This is a genomic window from Rufibacter roseolus (genome assembly GCF_017916365.1).
Lineage (GTDB): Bacteria > Bacteroidota > Bacteroidia > Cytophagales > Hymenobacteraceae > Nibribacter > Nibribacter roseolus.
Genome location: NZ_JAFMSU010000003.1, coordinates 1,141,206 through 1,158,819, shown reverse-complemented (window position 1 = coordinate 1,158,819; position 17,614 = coordinate 1,141,206). Strand labels below are relative to the sequence as shown.

Annotated in this window: 17 protein-coding genes; 13 read left to right on the top strand and 4 right to left on the bottom strand. The window is 52.4% G+C overall.

All coding sequences use genetic code 11. The features are described 5' to 3' along the window. Window positions 1-4: 4 nt before the first annotated feature. The 11 genes from J3P35_RS20720 to uvrB all read left to right on the top strand — a co-directional run bounded on the left by J3P35_RS20720 (window position 5) and on the right by uvrB (window position 10,829). The gene (locus J3P35_RS20720) at window positions 5-757 is read left to right on the top strand and encodes a tyrosine-protein phosphatase (protein WP_210466626.1); all 753 of its coding nucleotides are present in this window, start codon (window positions 5-7) and stop codon (window positions 755-757) included. 28 nt (window positions 758-785) lie between these two features. Further along, window positions 786-1,751: an NAD-dependent epimerase/dehydratase family protein gene (locus tag J3P35_RS20715; RefSeq protein WP_317195411.1), complete on the top strand. Its 966-nt coding sequence runs from the start codon at window positions 786-788 to the stop codon at window positions 1,749-1,751. 74 nt (window positions 1,752-1,825) lie between these two features. Further along, window positions 1,826-3,226: a tetratricopeptide repeat protein gene (locus tag J3P35_RS20710; protein WP_210466624.1), complete on the top strand. Its 1,401-nt coding sequence runs from the start codon at window positions 1,826-1,828 to the stop codon at window positions 3,224-3,226. Between the two features lie 7 nt (window positions 3,227-3,233). Then, window positions 3,234-4,016: a phosphosulfolactate synthase gene (locus tag J3P35_RS20705; RefSeq protein WP_210466623.1), complete on the top strand. Its 783-nt coding sequence runs from the start codon at window positions 3,234-3,236 to the stop codon at window positions 4,014-4,016. Window positions 4,017-4,034: 18 nt separating this feature from the next. Beyond that, window positions 4,035-4,679 carry a DedA family protein gene (locus J3P35_RS20700; protein WP_210466622.1) on the top strand — a complete coding sequence of 215 codons (645 nt, stop codon included), beginning with the start codon at window positions 4,035-4,037 and terminating at the stop codon, window positions 4,677-4,679. A 33-nt stretch (window positions 4,680-4,712) separates the two neighbouring features. Beyond that, window positions 4,713-5,450, top strand: coding sequence for a shikimate dehydrogenase family protein (locus J3P35_RS20695; protein ID WP_210466621.1), 738 nt, complete (start codon window positions 4,713-4,715; stop codon window positions 5,448-5,450). A 205-nt stretch (window positions 5,451-5,655) separates the two neighbouring features. Then, entirely contained in the window at window positions 5,656-6,231 is a 576-nt protein-coding gene (locus J3P35_RS20690) for an RNA polymerase sigma factor (RefSeq protein ID WP_246850388.1), read from the top strand. Beyond that, window positions 6,212-7,864 (top strand): outer membrane beta-barrel protein, encoded by a 1,653-nt coding sequence (locus tag J3P35_RS20685; protein ID WP_210466620.1) that lies wholly within the window; start codon window positions 6,212-6,214, stop codon window positions 7,862-7,864. The genes J3P35_RS20690 and J3P35_RS20685 overlap by 20 nt, the downstream gene beginning before the upstream one ends. 92 nt (window positions 7,865-7,956) lie before the next feature. Then, on the top strand, window positions 7,957-8,172 hold the full coding sequence (locus tag J3P35_RS20680; protein WP_210466619.1) for a hypothetical protein: 216 nt from the start codon (window positions 7,957-7,959) through the stop codon (window positions 8,170-8,172). A 90-nt stretch (window positions 8,173-8,262) separates the two neighbouring features. Then, the gene (locus J3P35_RS20675) at window positions 8,263-8,619 is read left to right on the top strand and encodes a hypothetical protein (RefSeq protein WP_210466618.1); all 357 of its coding nucleotides are present in this window, start codon (window positions 8,263-8,265) and stop codon (window positions 8,617-8,619) included. Window positions 8,620-8,795: 176 nt separating this feature from the next. Further along, a complete protein-coding gene (gene uvrB / locus J3P35_RS20670; protein ID WP_210466617.1) occupies window positions 8,796-10,829 on the top strand; it encodes an excinuclease ABC subunit UvrB in 2,034 nt (677 codons plus the stop codon). 86 nt (window positions 10,830-10,915) lie between these two features. Here the strand turns inward: uvrB and J3P35_RS20665 are convergent, their stop codons facing one another. Then, window positions 10,916-12,277 carry a T9SS type A sorting domain-containing protein gene (locus J3P35_RS20665; RefSeq protein WP_210466616.1) on the bottom strand — a complete coding sequence of 454 codons (1,362 nt, stop codon included), beginning with the start codon at window positions 12,275-12,277 and terminating at the stop codon, window positions 10,916-10,918. Between the two features lie 106 nt (window positions 12,278-12,383). Between J3P35_RS20665 and J3P35_RS20660 the strand changes: the two genes are divergently transcribed. Together J3P35_RS20660 and J3P35_RS20655 are read left to right on the top strand one after the other, a co-directional pair. Next, window positions 12,384-12,521 carry a hypothetical protein gene (locus J3P35_RS20660; protein ID WP_210466615.1) on the top strand — a complete coding sequence of 46 codons (138 nt, stop codon included), beginning with the start codon at window positions 12,384-12,386 and terminating at the stop codon, window positions 12,519-12,521. Window positions 12,522-12,562: 41 nt separating this feature from the next. After that, on the top strand, window positions 12,563-13,558 hold the full coding sequence (locus J3P35_RS20655; RefSeq protein WP_210466614.1) for a hypothetical protein: 996 nt from the start codon (window positions 12,563-12,565) through the stop codon (window positions 13,556-13,558). Between the two features lie 107 nt (window positions 13,559-13,665). Here the strand turns inward: J3P35_RS20655 and J3P35_RS20650 are convergent, their stop codons facing one another. From J3P35_RS20650 to J3P35_RS20640, 3 genes are read right to left on the bottom strand one after another with little or no spacing between them, the layout of a single operon-like run. Next, window positions 13,666-15,915 carry a xanthine dehydrogenase family protein molybdopterin-binding subunit gene (locus J3P35_RS20650; protein WP_210466613.1) on the bottom strand — a complete coding sequence of 750 codons (2,250 nt, stop codon included), beginning with the start codon at window positions 15,913-15,915 and terminating at the stop codon, window positions 13,666-13,668. Between the two features lie 12 nt (window positions 15,916-15,927). Next, window positions 15,928-16,911, bottom strand: coding sequence for an FAD binding domain-containing protein (locus J3P35_RS20645; protein ID WP_210466612.1), 984 nt, complete (start codon window positions 16,909-16,911; stop codon window positions 15,928-15,930). Next, entirely contained in the window at window positions 16,908-17,561 is a 654-nt protein-coding gene (locus tag J3P35_RS20640) for a (2Fe-2S)-binding protein (RefSeq protein WP_210466611.1), read from the bottom strand. The genes J3P35_RS20645 and J3P35_RS20640 overlap by 4 nt, the downstream gene beginning before the upstream one ends. Between the last annotated feature and the right edge of the window lie 53 nt (window positions 17,562-17,614).

The following is a 17,614-nucleotide window of genomic DNA, read 5'->3' as shown; positions in this document are numbered from 1 at the left end:
AGATATGTGGGGTAACCTTCGTAAGCTCTGGGGTAAGAGTGAGACTGCTACCTCTTCTTTTGCTGATCTGTTTGCCGATATGCACTCTCATCTACTCCCAGGGTTAGATGACGGTGCTACAACCTTAGACGATTCTTTGCAGCTTCTTGAAGGCCTTTCCGCTTTGGGCTTCAAGAAGCTTTGCATGACGCCCCACATTATGGGCGATTTTTATAAAAATACCCCAGAAACTATAAGGGCTAAGCTACAAGAACTTCAGGAGGCAGCAAATGCTCGGGGCTTTGAGATGGCTCTTTCCTGTGCGGCAGAATATTACCTGGATGAATGGTTTTCCGCTAAACTTGAAAAGGGAGAGGAGCTCCTAACTTTCGGAGGGGACCGTAAGTTCCTTCTGGTTGAGACTTCCTATATGAATGAGCCCTCCCATCTGCGGCAGGTGATTTTTGCAACCCAGGCCGCAGGCTATACCCCAGTCTTGGCACATCCTGAGCGGTACACTTACTTTTATGGGAGAATGGAAGCCCTGCTTTCCTTGAGGGAGACTGGCGTGCTGTTTCAGATTAACACCAATTCATTGACGGGGTATTATTCTAAACAGGCCAAAGAGGTAGCCCGGCAACTCATCAAAAGGAAAGCGGTCGAGTTTCTGGGTACAGATACACACTCTGAGAAACACATTAGGGTACTGGAGCGGGTGGTAAATGAACCTTTGTTCCAGGAAGCGATGAAATTGCCCCTCCTAAATACCACGCTATAACTTTAAGCTGATTATCCTTTTGAAACATGTGCTGGTAACCGGTGGCAGTGGCCTTTTAGGCCATTTTCTTTTGCAGCGTCTGCTGGAAGAAGGCTGTGCGGTTACGGCCATTATCAGGAAAACTGCCTCAGAAATAAAACATCCTCACTTGAAATGGGTGGAGGGAGATATCTTGGACCCTTTGTTTCTGCGGTCTTTGTTGCAGCAGGTAGAGGAAGTGTACCATTGCGCAGGTTTTGTCTCCTATGCCCCGCAGGATGCCGGGCTGCTGCAACAGATAAACGTAGACGGGACCGCCAACATAGTGGATGCCTGCTTAGCAGCCCCGGGAGTGAGGCTATGTCATGTTAGTTCTATTGCGGCCATTAACCGGAAAAAGGGCGAGAAACTCATTCATGAAGACATGAAATGGGATCCGGCGGTAGAGAGGTCAGTATATGCGTTTACCAAACATTTCGCTGAGATGGAGGTCTGGCGAGGAATCTCCGAAGGCCTTCAGGCAGTAATCGTGAATCCTTCCGTCATCCTAGGCCCTGGTGATTTGTCGCGGAGCAGTACCCAACTTTTCAAATATATTTCTGATGAGCGTGCCTTCTATACCCAAGGGTATGCTAACTTCGTAGATGTTCGGGATTTAGTAGAATGCATGTGGCGGTTAATGAACGGAAACCACTGGGGCGAACGTTTTATCATCAACGGACACCAGGCTTCTTATCACGATTTCTTCCAGGCGGTGGCATCATTGATGGGGAAAAAAGCCCCTAGCATGAAAGTGCCTTCCTGGGTAGCGGAGATAGTCTGGCGGGTAGAAAGCGTGCGTGGAAAATTGACAGGCACAAAACCATTGATTACCAAAGAAACTGCCCGGATGGCAAAAGAGGAACACTTTTATTCTAATTCAAAAATAAAGGCGGCAACTGGAATTACGTTCCGTCCGTTGCAAGATACCTTGCGTTGGAGTTGTGAGGAGCTTGCAAAAGCAGGAGTCGTCTAGCACAATCCAGATAGGGTAGAGGTGTTGTATTGAGAAGGGCCATGACCATGGCCCATGTTGAGATTTACTTGTAGATGAACGATAATTTTGAAGATTTCTCCAGCGAAGACCTGGACCTGGTAAAAAGGTTCGAAAACATGCTGGAGTCTAATACTACTGTATTCTTTGATCTCTCAGATTATGAGAGTATCATAGATTACTATGCTAATAGCTTTAACTACAGCCAGGCTTTGAAAGCCTGTGATGTGGGTATTACGCAGTATCCTTTCTCCACGGAATTGCTCATTGACAAGGCGCAGGTGCTGGCCATGTTAGGCGCGTTTGATGAGGCTTTGAACTTAGTGGAGGAAGTAGCCCAGATGGAGCCTGACAATGAGGATATTCCTTTGACTAAAGGAATTATTTTCAACCAGAAGGGAGATTTCGCGCTGGCCATTGACTATTTCAAGCAGGCCGTAGACCAATCTGAGGTAAAGGATGACATCTATTTCAATATAGGTCTCTCTTACCAGAGCTGGGGCAAGTTCAAGGCGGCCATGAAGTACTACAAGAAGAGCCTGCTCCTGAACATGGAGAATGAACTGGCCTTGCAGGAACTGTTGTATTGCCTGGAGATCACCGGCGAGGGAGAGGACGTCATCAACTTCTTCCAGGGATTCGTGGATGAAGATCCGTATTCTGCCATGGCCTGGTTTAACCTGGGTTTGGCGCAGAGCAGGCTGGGAAACCATGAAAAAGCCGTAGGCGCCTATGAGTATGCGACGCTTATCCAACCGGATCTGGCGCCAGCCTACGTGAACCTGGCCAACAACTACGTGTACATGGGCGAGTTCACCAAGGCCATTGAGTCTTTCCAGGCTGCTTTAGAACACACAGAACCAAACGCCGATATCCTGTGCAACATAGGGGAGTGCTATGAGAAGCTTTCCCAGTGGGACCTTGCGCATAAGTACTACCAGAAAGCCATCGACCTTTCCCCCGAAATGGATGAGGCTTGGTTTGGCATTGGGGTGATTTTAGACTTGCAGGGGAAATGGATGGAAGCCGTCCATTTTTATAAGAAAGCCATTTCTTTCTACGCTGAGAACTCTGATTACTGGCTGGCTTTGGCTGCCGCCGAATACCAACTGGGAAACATCATCTCCAGCGTAGAAGCCTATGAGCAGGCCAGCACCCTGGCCCCCGAAAACAAAGATATCTGGCTGAACTGGTCCATTATCCTGTACGAGCAAGGCAACTATGAGGGAGCTATTGATCTACTCCTGAATGCTTTAGAGTTGCAGCCCGATGAAGCCGAACTCCAATATCGCCTTTGTGCCTACAGCTTGGCGGCAGGAAAGTATAAGCAGGCATATAATTATTTGGAAAATGCTTTAATTTTGGACTTCGATAAGCATAGGCTTCTCTTCGATTTCTTTCCTGAACTGGAGTCCCAGCGAGCCCTTGCTCGCCTTATAGACCAGTATCGCAAATAACGCTTTCATGAACTACGAACTTACCCACCTCCCCCAACGCACTTCCAAACCAAGAGACAGCGGTTTTACCATGGCCATGGACAAAGGCCTTAGCTTACGTGAAACTGAGAATTTTGTAGAGGTAGCCGGTGAGTACGTAGATATTGTGAAGCTGGGCTGGGCAACTTCCTTCGTGACGCCTAACTTGGACCAGAAACTAGACATCTACCGGGCAGCGGGAATTCCGGTGTACTTTGGCGGTACCCTGTTTGAGGCCTTCATCGTACGCGGTCAGTTTGAAGATTACCGCCGTTTGCTGGACAAATACAAGCTGGAGTTTGCCGAAATCTCAGACGGCTCCATTGAAATGGACCACGAGCTCAAGTGCAAGTATATCCGCACGCTGGCGGAGCAAACCACTGTCCTCTCTGAGGTAGGGTCTAAAGATGACCAAAAAATCATCCCTCCCTACAAATGGATCAGCCTGATGCAGGCCGAGTTGGATGCCGGCGCCTGGAAGGTAATCGGGGAAGCCAGGGAAAGCGGCAACGTGGGGCTTTTCCGCTCTACCGGTGAGGTGAGAAGCGGCCTGGTAGAGGAAATCCTTACCAAGATCCCTTTTGAGAAAATCATCTGGGAAGCGCCGCAAAAAGCGCAGCAAGTCTTCTTTATCAAACTTCTGGGGGCCAATGTGAACCTGGGCAATATTGCGCCTAATGAGATTGTGCCGCTAGAAACTATTCGGTTAGGCCTCAGAGGCGATACTTTCACGCATTTCCTTGACAAGGGAATGTTAGATAAACTTATCTAAGCACCATTCTACAACCCTATGGAGTTACTCCGTCAGTTCATTGATTTGTTTCTGCACCTGGACCAGCACCTAAGCCAGATTATCTCTGACTACGGTACCTGGACCTATGCTATCCTTTTCCTGATCATTTTTGTAGAAACTGGGGTGGTGGTAATGCCTTTTCTGCCCGGCGATTCGCTTTTGTTTGCCGCGGGTGCGTTTGCGGCCACTGGTGTGCTGAACATCTGGATATTGCTGGTCCTGCTTTTTGTGGCCGCTTTTCTGGGAGATACCCTAAACTACCTCATCGGGGATTACTTTGGGCCCAAGGTTTTCAAGCGGGATTACCGGTTCCTGAAACGGGAGTACCTGCTCAAAACCCAGGCTTTCTATGAGAAACACGGCGGTAAAACCATCATCTTTGCCCGCTTCATTCCCATCATCCGCACGTTTGCCCCGTTTGTGGCCGGCGTAGGAACTATGAAATACAGCAAGTTTCTTTCCTATAACATCATAGGCGGTTTCCTGTGGGTGGTTGGCTTCACGGTGGCAGGTTTCGTATTCGGGAACATCCCGGCAGTGAAGAAAAACTTCTCCTTGGTGATTTTCGGGATCATCCTTATCTCTATCATCCCGCCCATCATTGAAATAGTAAAGCAGAAGCTGAGCCCCAAACAGCAATAGGCCAACAGTAAGCCAACTCGCAAATTACCTGATATGGAAAATGTTTACGGGCTGGTAGGTTACAAGCTTAGCCACTCTTTCTCCCAAAGATACTTCACAGAGAAATTCCTCACAGAGGGAATCAAGGACAGCGTCTACCATCTCTTCGAGCTGGACACCATCGATGAGTTTCTCGGTTTACTGCAGGCGCATCCCAACCTGAAGGGGTTGAACGTGACCATCCCGTACAAAGAAGCCGTCATTCCTTTCCTGGACTCTCTGGACCCGGCCGCGGCGCGCATTGGGGCAGTGAACGTTATTAAGTTTGAGGACGGCCGACTGGTGGGCCACAATTCAGATTACCAGGGCTTCATGCAGTCACTCCAGCATTTCTACCCGTGCTTTCCGCTGTCGCAGGCGCTGGTGCTGGGTACGGGTGGGGCAGCCAAAGCGGTGATAGCGGCGTTGGAGTATCTTAATATTTCCTATAGAGTAGTCTCCAGGGAGAAGAAACCGGGCCTGCTTACCTACGGGGAGCTCACGCCCGGCATCATGGCATCGGTCTCCCTCATTGTCAATACCACGCCGGTGGGCACTTTCCCCAAAGAAGACGAGGCCCCAACCATCCCATATGAGCTGCTGTCTTCGCACCATTATCTGTATGATTTGGTGTACAATCCGGCCGAGACCATGTTCATGAAACGGGGCAAGGAGATGGGCGCCAAGACCATCAACGGCTATGAAATGCTCTGTCTTCAGGCCGAAGTCGCCTGGCAGATCTGGCACAGCTAATTTCGTTTTTAACTTCTTTTCTGTAAAACGGCCCTAAAACAGGGTAGGCAACGCTGTGCCTTAGGCTGGGATATACCCTGTTTTCTGGTTATCTTACCTGTGGCCAAGTAAGTTGTAAAATTATTTTCTGTGGACGCCGCGGCCATGCAACCATTGCGGCCCATAAGGGCTCTTACCTGTAGAAGATCATTTTAATGACCCTCCGTTGAAGATATTTAAACCCAAAGATCCTTCAGAGGCAGACCTCATCAAGCGGGCGGTAGCCGGCAAACGGGATGCCCAGCATCTGCTCTACCAGCGGTACGCGGGGAAGATGCTGGCCGTGAGTAAGCGGTATGCCCGTACGGATTTTGAGGCCGAGGATATCTTACAGGACTCATTTATCAAGGTCTTCCGCTATCTGCAGGATTTCAAGGGCGACTGCCCGCTGGAGTTCTGGGTAAAGCGCATCGTGATCAATACGGCCCTGAAACACCAGCGCACAAACCGGCACCTCATGGTCACAGACCAGGAGGAGGAGTGGGACGATGTCTCTGAGCACGATAGCATAGACAGCCAGTTTGCCTACGAGGAGCTACTGGAGCTGGTGCGGGGCCTGCCGCCACGTTACCAGGCGGTTTTTAACCTGTATGCCATTGAAGGCTTCTCGCACAAAGAAATAGGAGAGATGCTGGACATTACCGAGAGCACCTCCAAGTCACAATATTCCCGCGCCCGCGCCAGCTTACGGCAGGCGTTGTTGCGGTTAAAACAGCAATACCATGAAAAAGTCACCGGCTGATAAAGAGAAAGGCCAGTCTGTGGAGGACATCTTCCGGAATGGCTTTGCTGAAGCTGAAAGCGCTCCACCACCCAGAATCTGGGAAAACGTGCACCGCGAAATAGAGAACCAGGAACTGCACCGGTATAGGAAGCAGATGATATGGTACCGCTCCATGGCGGCGGCCCTGCTGTTGCTCCTGCTCTCGGCGGGTATCATTGTTTGGCAGCAGGATTCCCCTCTTCTGGTTGGCCAGCAGGATACCCTTGCTTCCGGGCAGGAGAGAAGTAGCCAGAAAGCTCCGGCGGCATCTGTGCCAAACCGGCCTGCGGCCGATGTGAACCTTCCGGCAAATGCCGCCCCCGCGATAGCCGAAGCTCCTGAGATGGCCGAAGCTTCAGAACGCCACGTTACGCCTGAAGTTCTGGTTTCCGTTCCAAGGGTGTTTTCTGGGAAACAGGCTCAAAACGAAGATGCTACTGGGGCTGCTTCTAATAGCAGAACTTATGCTTTGAATGAGAACCGGCCAGCTTTAAGCATTTCATTTGCGCAGCAAAACCCTAAAGAAAATACCGCCACTGTAGAAACGCTGAAAGAAAGTAAACCTGCCGTAGAATTAGCCATCACAACAGAGGCAGAAAGGCCGGTTACAGACAAAACCATCCAGCCAATCAGCGGGGAAAACAAGGCTTTTCCCCGATCTGTTACAAATAATCTGTCATTTTCTAAAGGACTCCCGTTAGGCTTGGATTCGCTTAAAGGAGCGTCTGAGAGAAGTATTTTGGTTCAGAAGGAAGCCCCCTTGACGGCCTTGGCCCAGACCCCACCGCCTAAAAAAGGCAATGAAGCCGAAGAAAGTGACGTTTACAAGTGGAGCGTGACCATGGCCTATAGCCCTCAGTATGCTTACGCACCGGTAAAACTAAGCGATAATTCTGCTATGAACAGCCCGGCTGTAGGACAAGCCCAGGCATATGCGCAGTACAAGGAGGCGGTAGAGGAATACAACCACAGCTATACCCCAACCTATTCTTATGCGGCCCTGGTGGGAGCCAGTTACCGGATCAATGACAAATGGCAACTGGAGACCGGAGTCTTGTACACGCAGAACGAGGCAACCACCACGCAGTCTTACCTGGTGTACCAGGGAGGGTCGGTGTTATCCACGGTAGGGTTTGACCTGGGGAGCTCGTCGGGCAAGAGTGCACCTTTGGTGACCAACGCTTTCAACAATGAAATGGCCGCCAGAGCCATCACTGTAGACCGCACAGACCGCTACAACACCAGGTACCGGTACCAACAGGTTGGTTTGCCTGTGCGGTTGGCTTACCGGCTGAACATGAAGAGAATGTATGCCCTTTTCTCTGGCGGGCTGAACATGAACCTGCTGGTGCAGAATACCATTGTGCCAGAAACAGACCAGGTAGAGGCTGTGAGATATGGCCTCAATGACAAAGATTCCCCCTTCCGGACGGTACAGTGGGCAACCACTACCTCCATTGGGGTTGGCTATGACGTCACCAAGAAGATGAGTATACTGTTGGCACCTGAATTCACCTACTCGCTCAGCCCTATGCTGCGGGAGGCTCAAAGACAGGCCAATCCGTACCAGCTTGGGGTTAGTATAGGCGGCAGATGGCGCCTTGCCAAGTAATTTAGTTTATTTTTACCAACAGCAGTAGGGGTATGCCTTCCTTTAGTGGTCTCCTCTATCCAGGCATACGCTTACCAAGTTCCCTTACCATTATGAACAAGACTTGCTCTCTCCCCAAAGTAGTAAGAAACTGGGCATTGTTATTTTCTGTGCCATTGTACATTGGTACCTCCGTCCTGTGGCTTAAAGAAGAAATTAAGGATGTTGTAAGTGAGAAAGAACAAAATATAATTGCCGCTATGAAGAGCCAGGTACAGAAAGCGGTGGCAGACAAGAAGATAAAACAAAATACCTTGATTTTACCTTGATTCTTTATTGAATTCGAAATAAATTAATAGTGAAAATCATTATCTTTATAATCAAGGTCAAATTATTAGCATAAAAGTTTGATAGAATAAATGCGTTTAAGAGGAGTAGCTTTATTAGGGCTTGCGGGTTTGCTCACCTTTTCCAGTTGCGAGGATGAGGAGGTAACCAGCGATTGTTTTGAGGCGGTGGTATTAGACCAGGGCTGTGGTACGGTATTGGCCGTTTTGGATCCAGCCGCGGCCGAGATAGTGGACACCAAACCCAGTAATGACACGGTGTATGTGAACACCTTCAACTTGCATCCTGTCTATCAGGTGCCAGGCAAAAGGCTGTACATCACCATCAAATCCATCCCGGAGAACGAGGCGCCTGACTGTCCCGGCTTCATTCCTATCATTTATCCGCATGTAAAGGTGCTCACCGTGAGTGAGTCGCCCTGCAACTAAACTTAGAAGATTCTTTTCTGGTCATATAAAACAGAGACGCCGCTTTGCCAAAAGCGGCGTTTTTGCGTTATTTTAGTAAAGTAGCCTTTAAACACCAGTATATTTAGCAAGAAGGTAAACTCTCTTGCCAAGCCTGGTGTTATAATCCGTTACCTTTGATTGTATTTAATTCCTCTATGGATTTTCAGTTAACCTCAGAATTTCAACCAACCGGAGACCAGCCCAAAGCCATCAAGGAATTGGTGCGTGGTATAAAAACCGGTGAGCACGCGCAGGTGTTGCTGGGTGCCACCGGTACGGGTAAAACCTTCACGGTAGCCAACGTGATCCAGGAGGTGAAAAAGCCCACCCTGGTGCTTTGCCACAACAAAACCCTAGCCGCGCAGCTGTACGGCGAGTTCAAGCAGTTTTTCCCCAACAACGCGGTGGAATACTTTATTTCCTACTATGACTACTACCAGCCCGAGGCCTACATCGCCTCGTCTGATGTCTTCATTGAGAAGGACCTGGCCATCAACGAGGAGATTGAGAAGCTGCGGCTGCACTGTACCTCGGCCTTGCTCTCGGGTCGCCGCGATGTGATTGTGGTAGCCTCGGTGAGCTGCATCTACGGTATAGGCAACCCCGAGGAATTCGGGAAGAACGTGATTCCTTTGGCCCCGGGCATGAAGGTGAGCCGCAACAACCTGCTCTACCAGTTCGTGTCCATTCTTTACAGCCGCACCGAGGTGGAGTTCACACGTGGAACGTTCCGGGTGAAAGGCGATACCGTGGATATATTCCCGGCCTACGCCGATTTCGCGTACCGCATCTACTTCTGGGGCGACGAGATTGAGTCTATCCAGCGCATTGATCCGCAGAGCGGCAAAAAGATCGCCGATGAGGAAGGCATTTCGCTGTTCCCGGCCAACCTCTTCGTGACGGGCAAAGACACCCTGAACCAAGCCATCAATGAGATCCAGTTTGACATGGTGGCCCAGCACGAATACTTCCTCAAAGAAGGCCGCGACAACGAAGCCAAGCGCATCAAGGAGCGGACCGAGTTTGACTTGGAGATGATCCGGGAACTGGGTTACTGCTCCGGCATTGAGAACTACTCGCGTTACTTTGACCGCCGTGAGCCCGGTGCCCGCCCGTTCTGTCTGCTGGACTATTTCCCCGATGATTTCCTGATGGTCATAGACGAGAGCCACGCCACCTTGCCTCAGGTGCGCGCCATGTGGGGCGGTGACCGCTCCCGTAAAACCGCGCTGGTGGAATACGGCTTCCGTTTACCCGCCGCCATGGACAACCGCCCGCTTACCTTCAATGAGTTTGAGAGCGTGATGCACCAGGTCATCTTCGTGAGCGCCACGCCCGGCGACTACGAGATCCAGAAATCTGAAGGTGTGGTGGTGGAGCAGATTATCCGCCCAACGGGTCTTCTGGACCCCGAGATTGAGATCAGGCCCAGCCAGAACCAGATTGATGATTTGCTGGACGAGGTGGACAACCGCATTAAAGCCGGCGACCGCATCCTGGTGACCACGTTGACCAAGCGCATGGCCGAGGAACTCACCAAGTACATGGAGCGCCTCAATATCAAGGTGAAATACATCCACTCTGAGGTGAAAACCCTGGAGCGGGTGGAGATTCTGCGGGAACTCCGCCTGGGCGAGATTGACGTGCTCATTGGCGTGAACCTGCTCCGTGAAGGCTTGGATTTACCGGAGGTGAGTTTGGTAGCCATCCTGGACACAGATAAGGAAGGTTTCCTGCGCGACCAGAGATCCCTCATCCAGACTATCGGCCGCGCCGCCCGTAACGAAAACGGAAAAGTGCTCATGTACGCCGACCGCATGACCGGTTCCATGCAGCGCGCCATTGACGAGACCAACCGCCGTCGCGCCGTGCAGATGGAGTACAACCTGGAGCATGGCATTACGCCGCGCACCGTGCTCAAGTCCAAGGAAGCGATCATGGAGCAGACCTCGGTGGCCGATAGTAACAAACGCGAGCCGAAGGCCTACGCCGGCCCAGATGAAAGCCTCATGTCCGTGGCCGCTGATCCGGTGGTGCAGTATATGAAGAAGGACGAACTGGAGAAGGTCATCAAGAAAACTGAGAAGCAGATGGAAGCCGCCGCCAAAGAGCTGGACTTCCTGCAAGCCGCCAAGTACCGCGATGAATTGGCCGAACTGCGCAAGCTGCTGAAAAGCAAGCGCGACTAAGCATTAACTAATAAAAAAGGAAGCCTCGCCTGTTTTGGAGCCGTTTCTAGGAAATCGGCCTTAAAATGGGCGAGGCTCTTTTGTGATTAGGGTAACAAGACTACTTTCTTGGTGCTTTGATACGTGCCTGTCTGTACGGAAACATAGTAGACGCCGGGAGCATTATGAAGTGACTTCCATTGCAAGGCGTTGACACCGGCCGAGGCTTTATATGCTTGTTTGTAAACCAATGCCCCTTTTGCATCTGCCACCTGAATCTGTACCACAGAAGGCGCAGAGAGGGTAAACCGAAGGCTCAACTGATCCTGGAACGGGTTGGGGAAAGCCTCCAGCGTGAACCTGAAGTTCTCAGAAGGTTTATCTGTGCCTAACAGGTAGATTTTGGAATACACATAATTGTCAAAAGGCTGCAGGGCGAAAATCCTGTTTTGGCTGTTTTCGGCAAACTGGAAGTGTTGCAGGCTGGAGGCATAAGGCGGAGTCCCGATGTTTTGCATATCCCTGGTCCAGGTTTCTCCTTTATCTTTGGAGACCAGAATGCCGCGGCTAGGCCAGTTGCTGGTCCAGAGCGTGCGGTCTTTGCTCACGTAAAAGCTGTGGGCCACGGGTTGGTGCCAGTAATTCCAAGTGGTGTTGTGGGTGAGGTACAAAGGCCGCCACGTCTGCCCGCCATCCGAGGATTTAAGGGTTCCTTCCACGGCCAGGCTAGCAGAGCTCCCGGCCACGCCAACATAGAGGCTATCGTTTTCATCCACCGCAATGGAGTGCAGGTACGCCACATTGAAGTTGGCGATCTCCCGGAATTTGATGTCAACGGGTTGCCAGGTGGTTTGCTCCTTCTGGCGCGTGTATAAACCTATTCTGGTGTCTTGCCGCCCGTTGCCGTCATGGGTGCCCACGTACACCTGATCGTTCTTGCCCACCGCCAGATTCCAGGCACTCAAAGTACCGGTCATACCCTGGATGTCCTTCGTCCAGGTTTGGCCATTATCGGTGGAGGTGAAAACGCCGTCGCCCACGTAAAATTCCTCCTCGCTGCCGTCTTCGCCCAGGTCTCCGGTAACCAGATACAGTTTTCCCTCACTGTCTGATACAATCTTCCGGATGGAGTATTCACTGCTGACCGGGTGAGCAGTCCAGTTCTGGCCCTGGTCCACGGAGCGGTAGACAGTTCCTTTTCCTCCGGCTAGCAGGGTGCCGTCTGCTTTCGCCAAGATACTGACCACCGCGTGCGGTAACACCTGCTGCCAGGTCCGGCCATCGTCAGAACTCAGGATACCGCCATCGGTTGACCCAATGAAGATTCTGTCATTCACCGGACTGACTGCGATGCTGGTGGTGTTGGCGAAAGTGGAGCTAAGGGGTGGGCTGGGAGTCCAGACAGCCTGTGCGGCTGCTTTTGTTAAAAACAGGCCCAAAACGGTGAGAAGCGCCAGCAAAAATTTCATAGAAGAGACCATCTGTTAGGGATGTAATGTATTGGAGATTCCGGCAATAGGGCAGAAGTTGCAGAATGAATTACTTTTTCTTTAAAAACTCAGGGACAACCTGCTTATGCAACAGCGCTTTGGTAAAAAAGCAGGCAAAGAGCCTTTTCTGGAGCTAGGGGTGAAAGCCCTTGGAATGGTCTTTGCTTTGAAGAGATACCTGTCTTTAAAAAGTGTGGTCGGGACATATCAGGTGCAGTTGTAAACTAAGAGACAGGAATCGCTCCATCTAACCCTTATGTTACCGTGAAAAAACTTTTCCAACTGCTCTGGCTTCTAGCCGCTCCCTATTTATTAGCTTCCTGCTCTGATGACGATGAACCCACGCCGGCTCCTTATGCCACTTTATCCAGCAGCGTGGTCTATTCCAAATTCACCAATAACGGCTACATCCCGTCTGGACAGGCAAGCGAAATGCGCGTCTATTCCGGCGATACCCTCCGCTATTTCTTTCGGTTTGACTCCAATCAAGGTATCAAAGATCTCAAGGTCTATGACAACCTGCGGGGGCGCGATTTTCCGTTGGTGGTGAACCGCACGGCTTCTTCTGTTTCTGGTGGCCTAACCTCCAATGAGTACGAGCTGGAGTACATTGTCAACGATAGCCCAATGCAGGCGCAACCGGGCCAGGAGATTGTACTCACGGTAGAGCCCCAGGAGGCAAATGGCGCCGTTTACCATAATCCGGCCACCGGCAAACCCTTTGAGGTGAAGTTTACCGTATCTGCCTCTTCAGAATACAAAGGCGTGAAACTCTACAACTATTGGGGAGAGAAAAGAAACTCTTTGACCATCCTGGACTATCGCATTGGGGATTCCCAGCCACAGACTTTGGTCAATGAGCCCGGACTTACCCCGTTCGCCTTCCTTACAAACAAAATGCCTCCTAGAGATTGGCTCGATCAGCGCTTTGAACATTCTTTTACGTCGGGCCCGAGCATGGCCGCAGGACAGGTGGCGTACGTAAAGGTGCCCGCAGCCGCCAGGAACTGGAGCCAGCCCAACCAGGTAGCCGCAGCCATGAAACAATACGGCCCGGAAAAGACCGAAATCATAAACGTGCAGGCTGGCGATATCTACGCAGTAAGGGTGCGCTACCCCCTCAACAATTCCTGGGTCATTTACGGGCTAATAGAGGTGAAAAGCATAATGGATGACGGCGGCGATACCCACACCGGCAACGGTCATGATGAAGACTACATGGAGTTTGATATCAAGTATTTCCCCGGCTACCGGTATTAGTCTAAAATGGATTTGCCGTTTACACGCCGATTTCACCAAAACGGCCCCAAAACAGAAAAGCCGCTCTATCTAGTAGAGCGGCTTTTCTGTTTCTATAAGTAATAAACTTAAATCAACTTATCTGGTGTGATAGGCAGTTCCCGGATGCGTTTGCCGGTGGCATTGAAGATGGCGTTGGCAATGGCCGGAGCCACCCCAATGGTCGCGATTTCCCCGATGCCTTTGGTACCCAGCGGATTCCCGATGAAGTCTGGTTTGTCCACAAAGGCCACCTCAATGTTAGGAGAGTCGGCATGCACCGGTACGTGGTAATCGGCAAAATCTTTGGTCACGTAGCGCCCGAACCGGTCATCAATCACGGCACCCTCGGTCAGGGCCATGCCAATGCCGCCCACGGCTCCGCCGATCATCTGGTTCCCAGCCGTTTTCTTGTTCACGATTTTACCCGCATCTGCGCAGGAAACCATTTTGGTCACCCGCACCTGACCGGTGAGCGGATGCACCTGAACTTCGGCAAAATGCACCGAAAACGAGTACATAGAGTATTTGTTCCGTTCTGGGTTGTCTGGTTTTGACTCTTCGGTGGCTTCCAATTCTGGCAATCTTTGTTGCTTCAGAATATCGGTGAAGGACAGCTTGGTATTGGGCGCGCTGGAAAGGGAAACCTGTCCGTCTTTGAAGGCGAGGTCCTCGTACTTGGCTCCTTTGAAACTTGACTCCGCGTTTCCGGATGCCATAGTCGCCAGCTTCTTCTTCAGGGAATTACAAGCCGCTTGCACCGCCGAGCCCACGCTGGCTACCGTAGCCGACCCGCCTTGGCTAGGTGCCGGCGGGAAAAGCGAGCTACCCAGTTCAAAGGTGATTTTGCTTGGGTCCATGCCCATGGCATCGGCGGCAATCTGCACCATGGCCGTGCCCGTTCCGGGCCCGATGTCGGTAGTGGCGCTTTGGATGAGCACGGTTCCGTCGGCGCGAAGCACCGCTCTAGCCGAGGCCCGGTTGCGGTGCGAGCCGAACGTGCCCACGCCCATGCCGTAGCCTACCAGCCACTCGCCGTTGCGCAGGGTGCCGGGTTCTAGTTTCCGGTTTTTCCAACCAATTTTTTCGGCGCCCATCTGCATGGCCTCGGTCAGGAACTTGGTGGACCAGGGCAGGTTACGCTCAGGGTCACGGTCGGTGTGGTTTTTTATGCGGAACTCCAGTGGGTCCATTTTCAGCACATAGGCCATCTCATCCATCGCCGATTCCAGCGCGAAAGCACCGGTGGCCTCGCCGGGACCACGCATCCAGATGGGCGTGCTCACGTCCAGCGGCAGGATGCGGTAGCGGGTGGTGATGTTGGGGCTGGTGTACATCATGCGGGTCTGCTGCAGGACAGACTCCGTGAACTCCTCGTAAGAAGACGTCTGCCCGATGGCCTCGTGCGTAATGGCGGTAATTTTACCGTCTTTGGTTGCGCTCATGCCCATTTTCTGCCACGCAAATGGGCGGTAGCCCACCATGGTGAACATCTGCTCGCGGGTGAGCATCACTTTCACGGGGCGGTTCACTTTCTTGGCGGCGATGATGGCGGCGGTTTCGTGGGGCCAGGTGTGCAACCCGTTCCCGAAGGCGCCACCCACAAATGTGGCAATCACCTTTACGTTCTCCACCGGAATGTTCCACTCCTTCGCAAAAGCGTTCTGAGTGCCAATCACCGCCTGGGTTTTGTCATAGACGGTGAGGCGGTTATCAGCTTCCCAGTGGGCCACAATAGCCTGCAGTTCTATGGGGTTGTGGAATTCCGTAGGGATGACGTACTCGCCCTCAACCTTCAACGGTTCGCCTTTGTACGCATCCTCTTTGCCCTTCACATAGTCATTTAAGTAGTGCTTAGGGTTGCGCTGGGCGTGCGTAGGCAGAATGGCTTTGGACTGGTGCTTAAGAAAGTCAGTGGCGTGTTTGTCTTCTTCGTACTGCGCTTTCACCAGCCTAGCAGCGTAGCGGGCGCGCTCCAGCGTATCGGCCACCACAATGGCGATGGGCTGGTCATTAAAATAGACTTTGTCATCATAGAACACGCGGTGCGGCTGCCCGACGGGTTTTGGTTCCGTGGGGTGTGCGGCCTGGATGTAGCCCGGTACTTTGGGGGCGTTCTGGTAATGCAACACGGCAATCACCCCGGGCGCGCGCTCGGCGGCTTTGGTGTCGATGCTCTTGATGCGGCCTTTGGTGATGGTACTGCCCACCAGCACGCCGTACGCCATGTTGGGTAACTCGTACTCCGCGGAGTATTTGGCCGCGCCCGTCACCTTCAGCCGACCGTCTACCCGGTCCATCGGCTTCCCGACGTTATCTTGGAAGAAATAATCTTTCATAAGGAAGAGAGGTTAAACGGCAGCTGCCGCGTTTTTCAGCGCCTGCACAATGGTGTTAGGGCCTAGTTTAAGTTTATATTGGTTGTGTTCAAAGGCTTTGGCCCCGCGCATGGCAATCTCGGCGGCCTGCCGGAACGTCTGCTCCGTTGCTGGTTTGCCCACCAGGGCTTTCTCCGCATCGGTCAGGCGCCAGGGTTTGTGGGCCACGCCACCCATGGCCAAACGGGCATCCTTGATGGTGTTGTTCTCAATCTGGAGCGCCGCCGCCACAGATACCAGCGCGAAAGCATATGAAGCGCGGTCGCGTATTTTAAGGTAATTCACATTTTTTGTAAAAGCGGTTTCAGGCACCTCCACGGCAGTAATCAGCTCACCTTTCTGCAGGTTGGTGTCTATCTGCGGGGTATCGCCGGGCAGGCGGTGGAACTCGGAGAACGGAATCTTACGGTCGCCTTTGGGGCCGGAGACCAGCACATTAGCATCCAAGGCAACTAAGGCCACGCTCATATCGGAAGGATGCACGGCGATGCATTTATCGCTGTGCCCGAAGATGGCGTGCATGCGGTTGTAGCCTTGCAGCGCGCCGCAGCCGGTGCCGGGTTCGCGCTTGTTGCAGGGCAGGGCGGTGTCATAGAAATACGGACAACGGGTACGCTGCAGCATATTTCCGCCTACGGTGGCCATGTTCCGCAGCTGTGCCGAGGCGCCGGCATTCAGGGCCTGCGACAACAGCGGATGCTTCTCCATCACCAGTTTATCCTCGGCTACTTCACCGTTCAGGGCCAGCGCCCCGATGCGTACTGCGCCGTTTTCTTTCTCAATCTTACGGAGCGGCAGTTTGTTGATGTCCACCAGCTTCTCGGGCACCACGATGCCGCGTTTCATGAGGTCCAGCAGGTTGGTGCCCCCGGCGATGAACATGGCGGTCTGCTCTTTGGCTACCGTGTCAATGGCCGCTTTGTTTTTGGTAGGCCGAACGTATTGGAACTGGTTCATACTTTCTGTCCTCCGTTTTTAACTTCCTTGATGGCGTTCACAATGTTGGGGTAAGCGCCGCACCGGCAGATATTGCCGCTCATGAACTCGCGGATCTCATCGTCAGAATCGGCGTGGCCTTCCCGCACGCAGGCCACCGCGCTCATGATCTGGCCCGGCGTGCAGTAACCGCATTGGAACCCGTCATGCTTGATAAAGGCCTCCTGCATGGGGTGCAGTTTGTCGCCGTCGGCGAGGCCTTCAATGGTGGTGATTTTCTTTCCGTCCTGCATCACGGCCAGGGAGAGGCAAGACAGCACGCGCTGCCCGTCTACGTGCACGGTGCAGGCACCGCACTGGCCGTAGTCGCAGCCTTTTTTGGTGCCGGTAAGGTGGAGTTGCTCGCGGAGGAGGTCCAGCACGGTGGTGCGGGGCTCCACGGAAAGCTTGCGTTTTTTGCCGTTGATCTCCAGCGTCACGTTCACCTTCTCAAAGGCGGCGGCCACCTTCTCCTCAAACTTCAGATCGGCGGCTTTCACGGCCACGCCCGGCGTCAGCGCGAAGGCGGTGAGAATAGAAGATTGTTTCAGAAAATTGCGGCGGGCTTCATTCGGGCGTTGCCCTTCCTCGCCCTCGGGCTGAGGCTGGGTAAAGTCTTTTTCTTCGGCCATATGTACAGAAATTATTTGCGGATTAAAGAAGGCATATTACCCATAATGGGCAT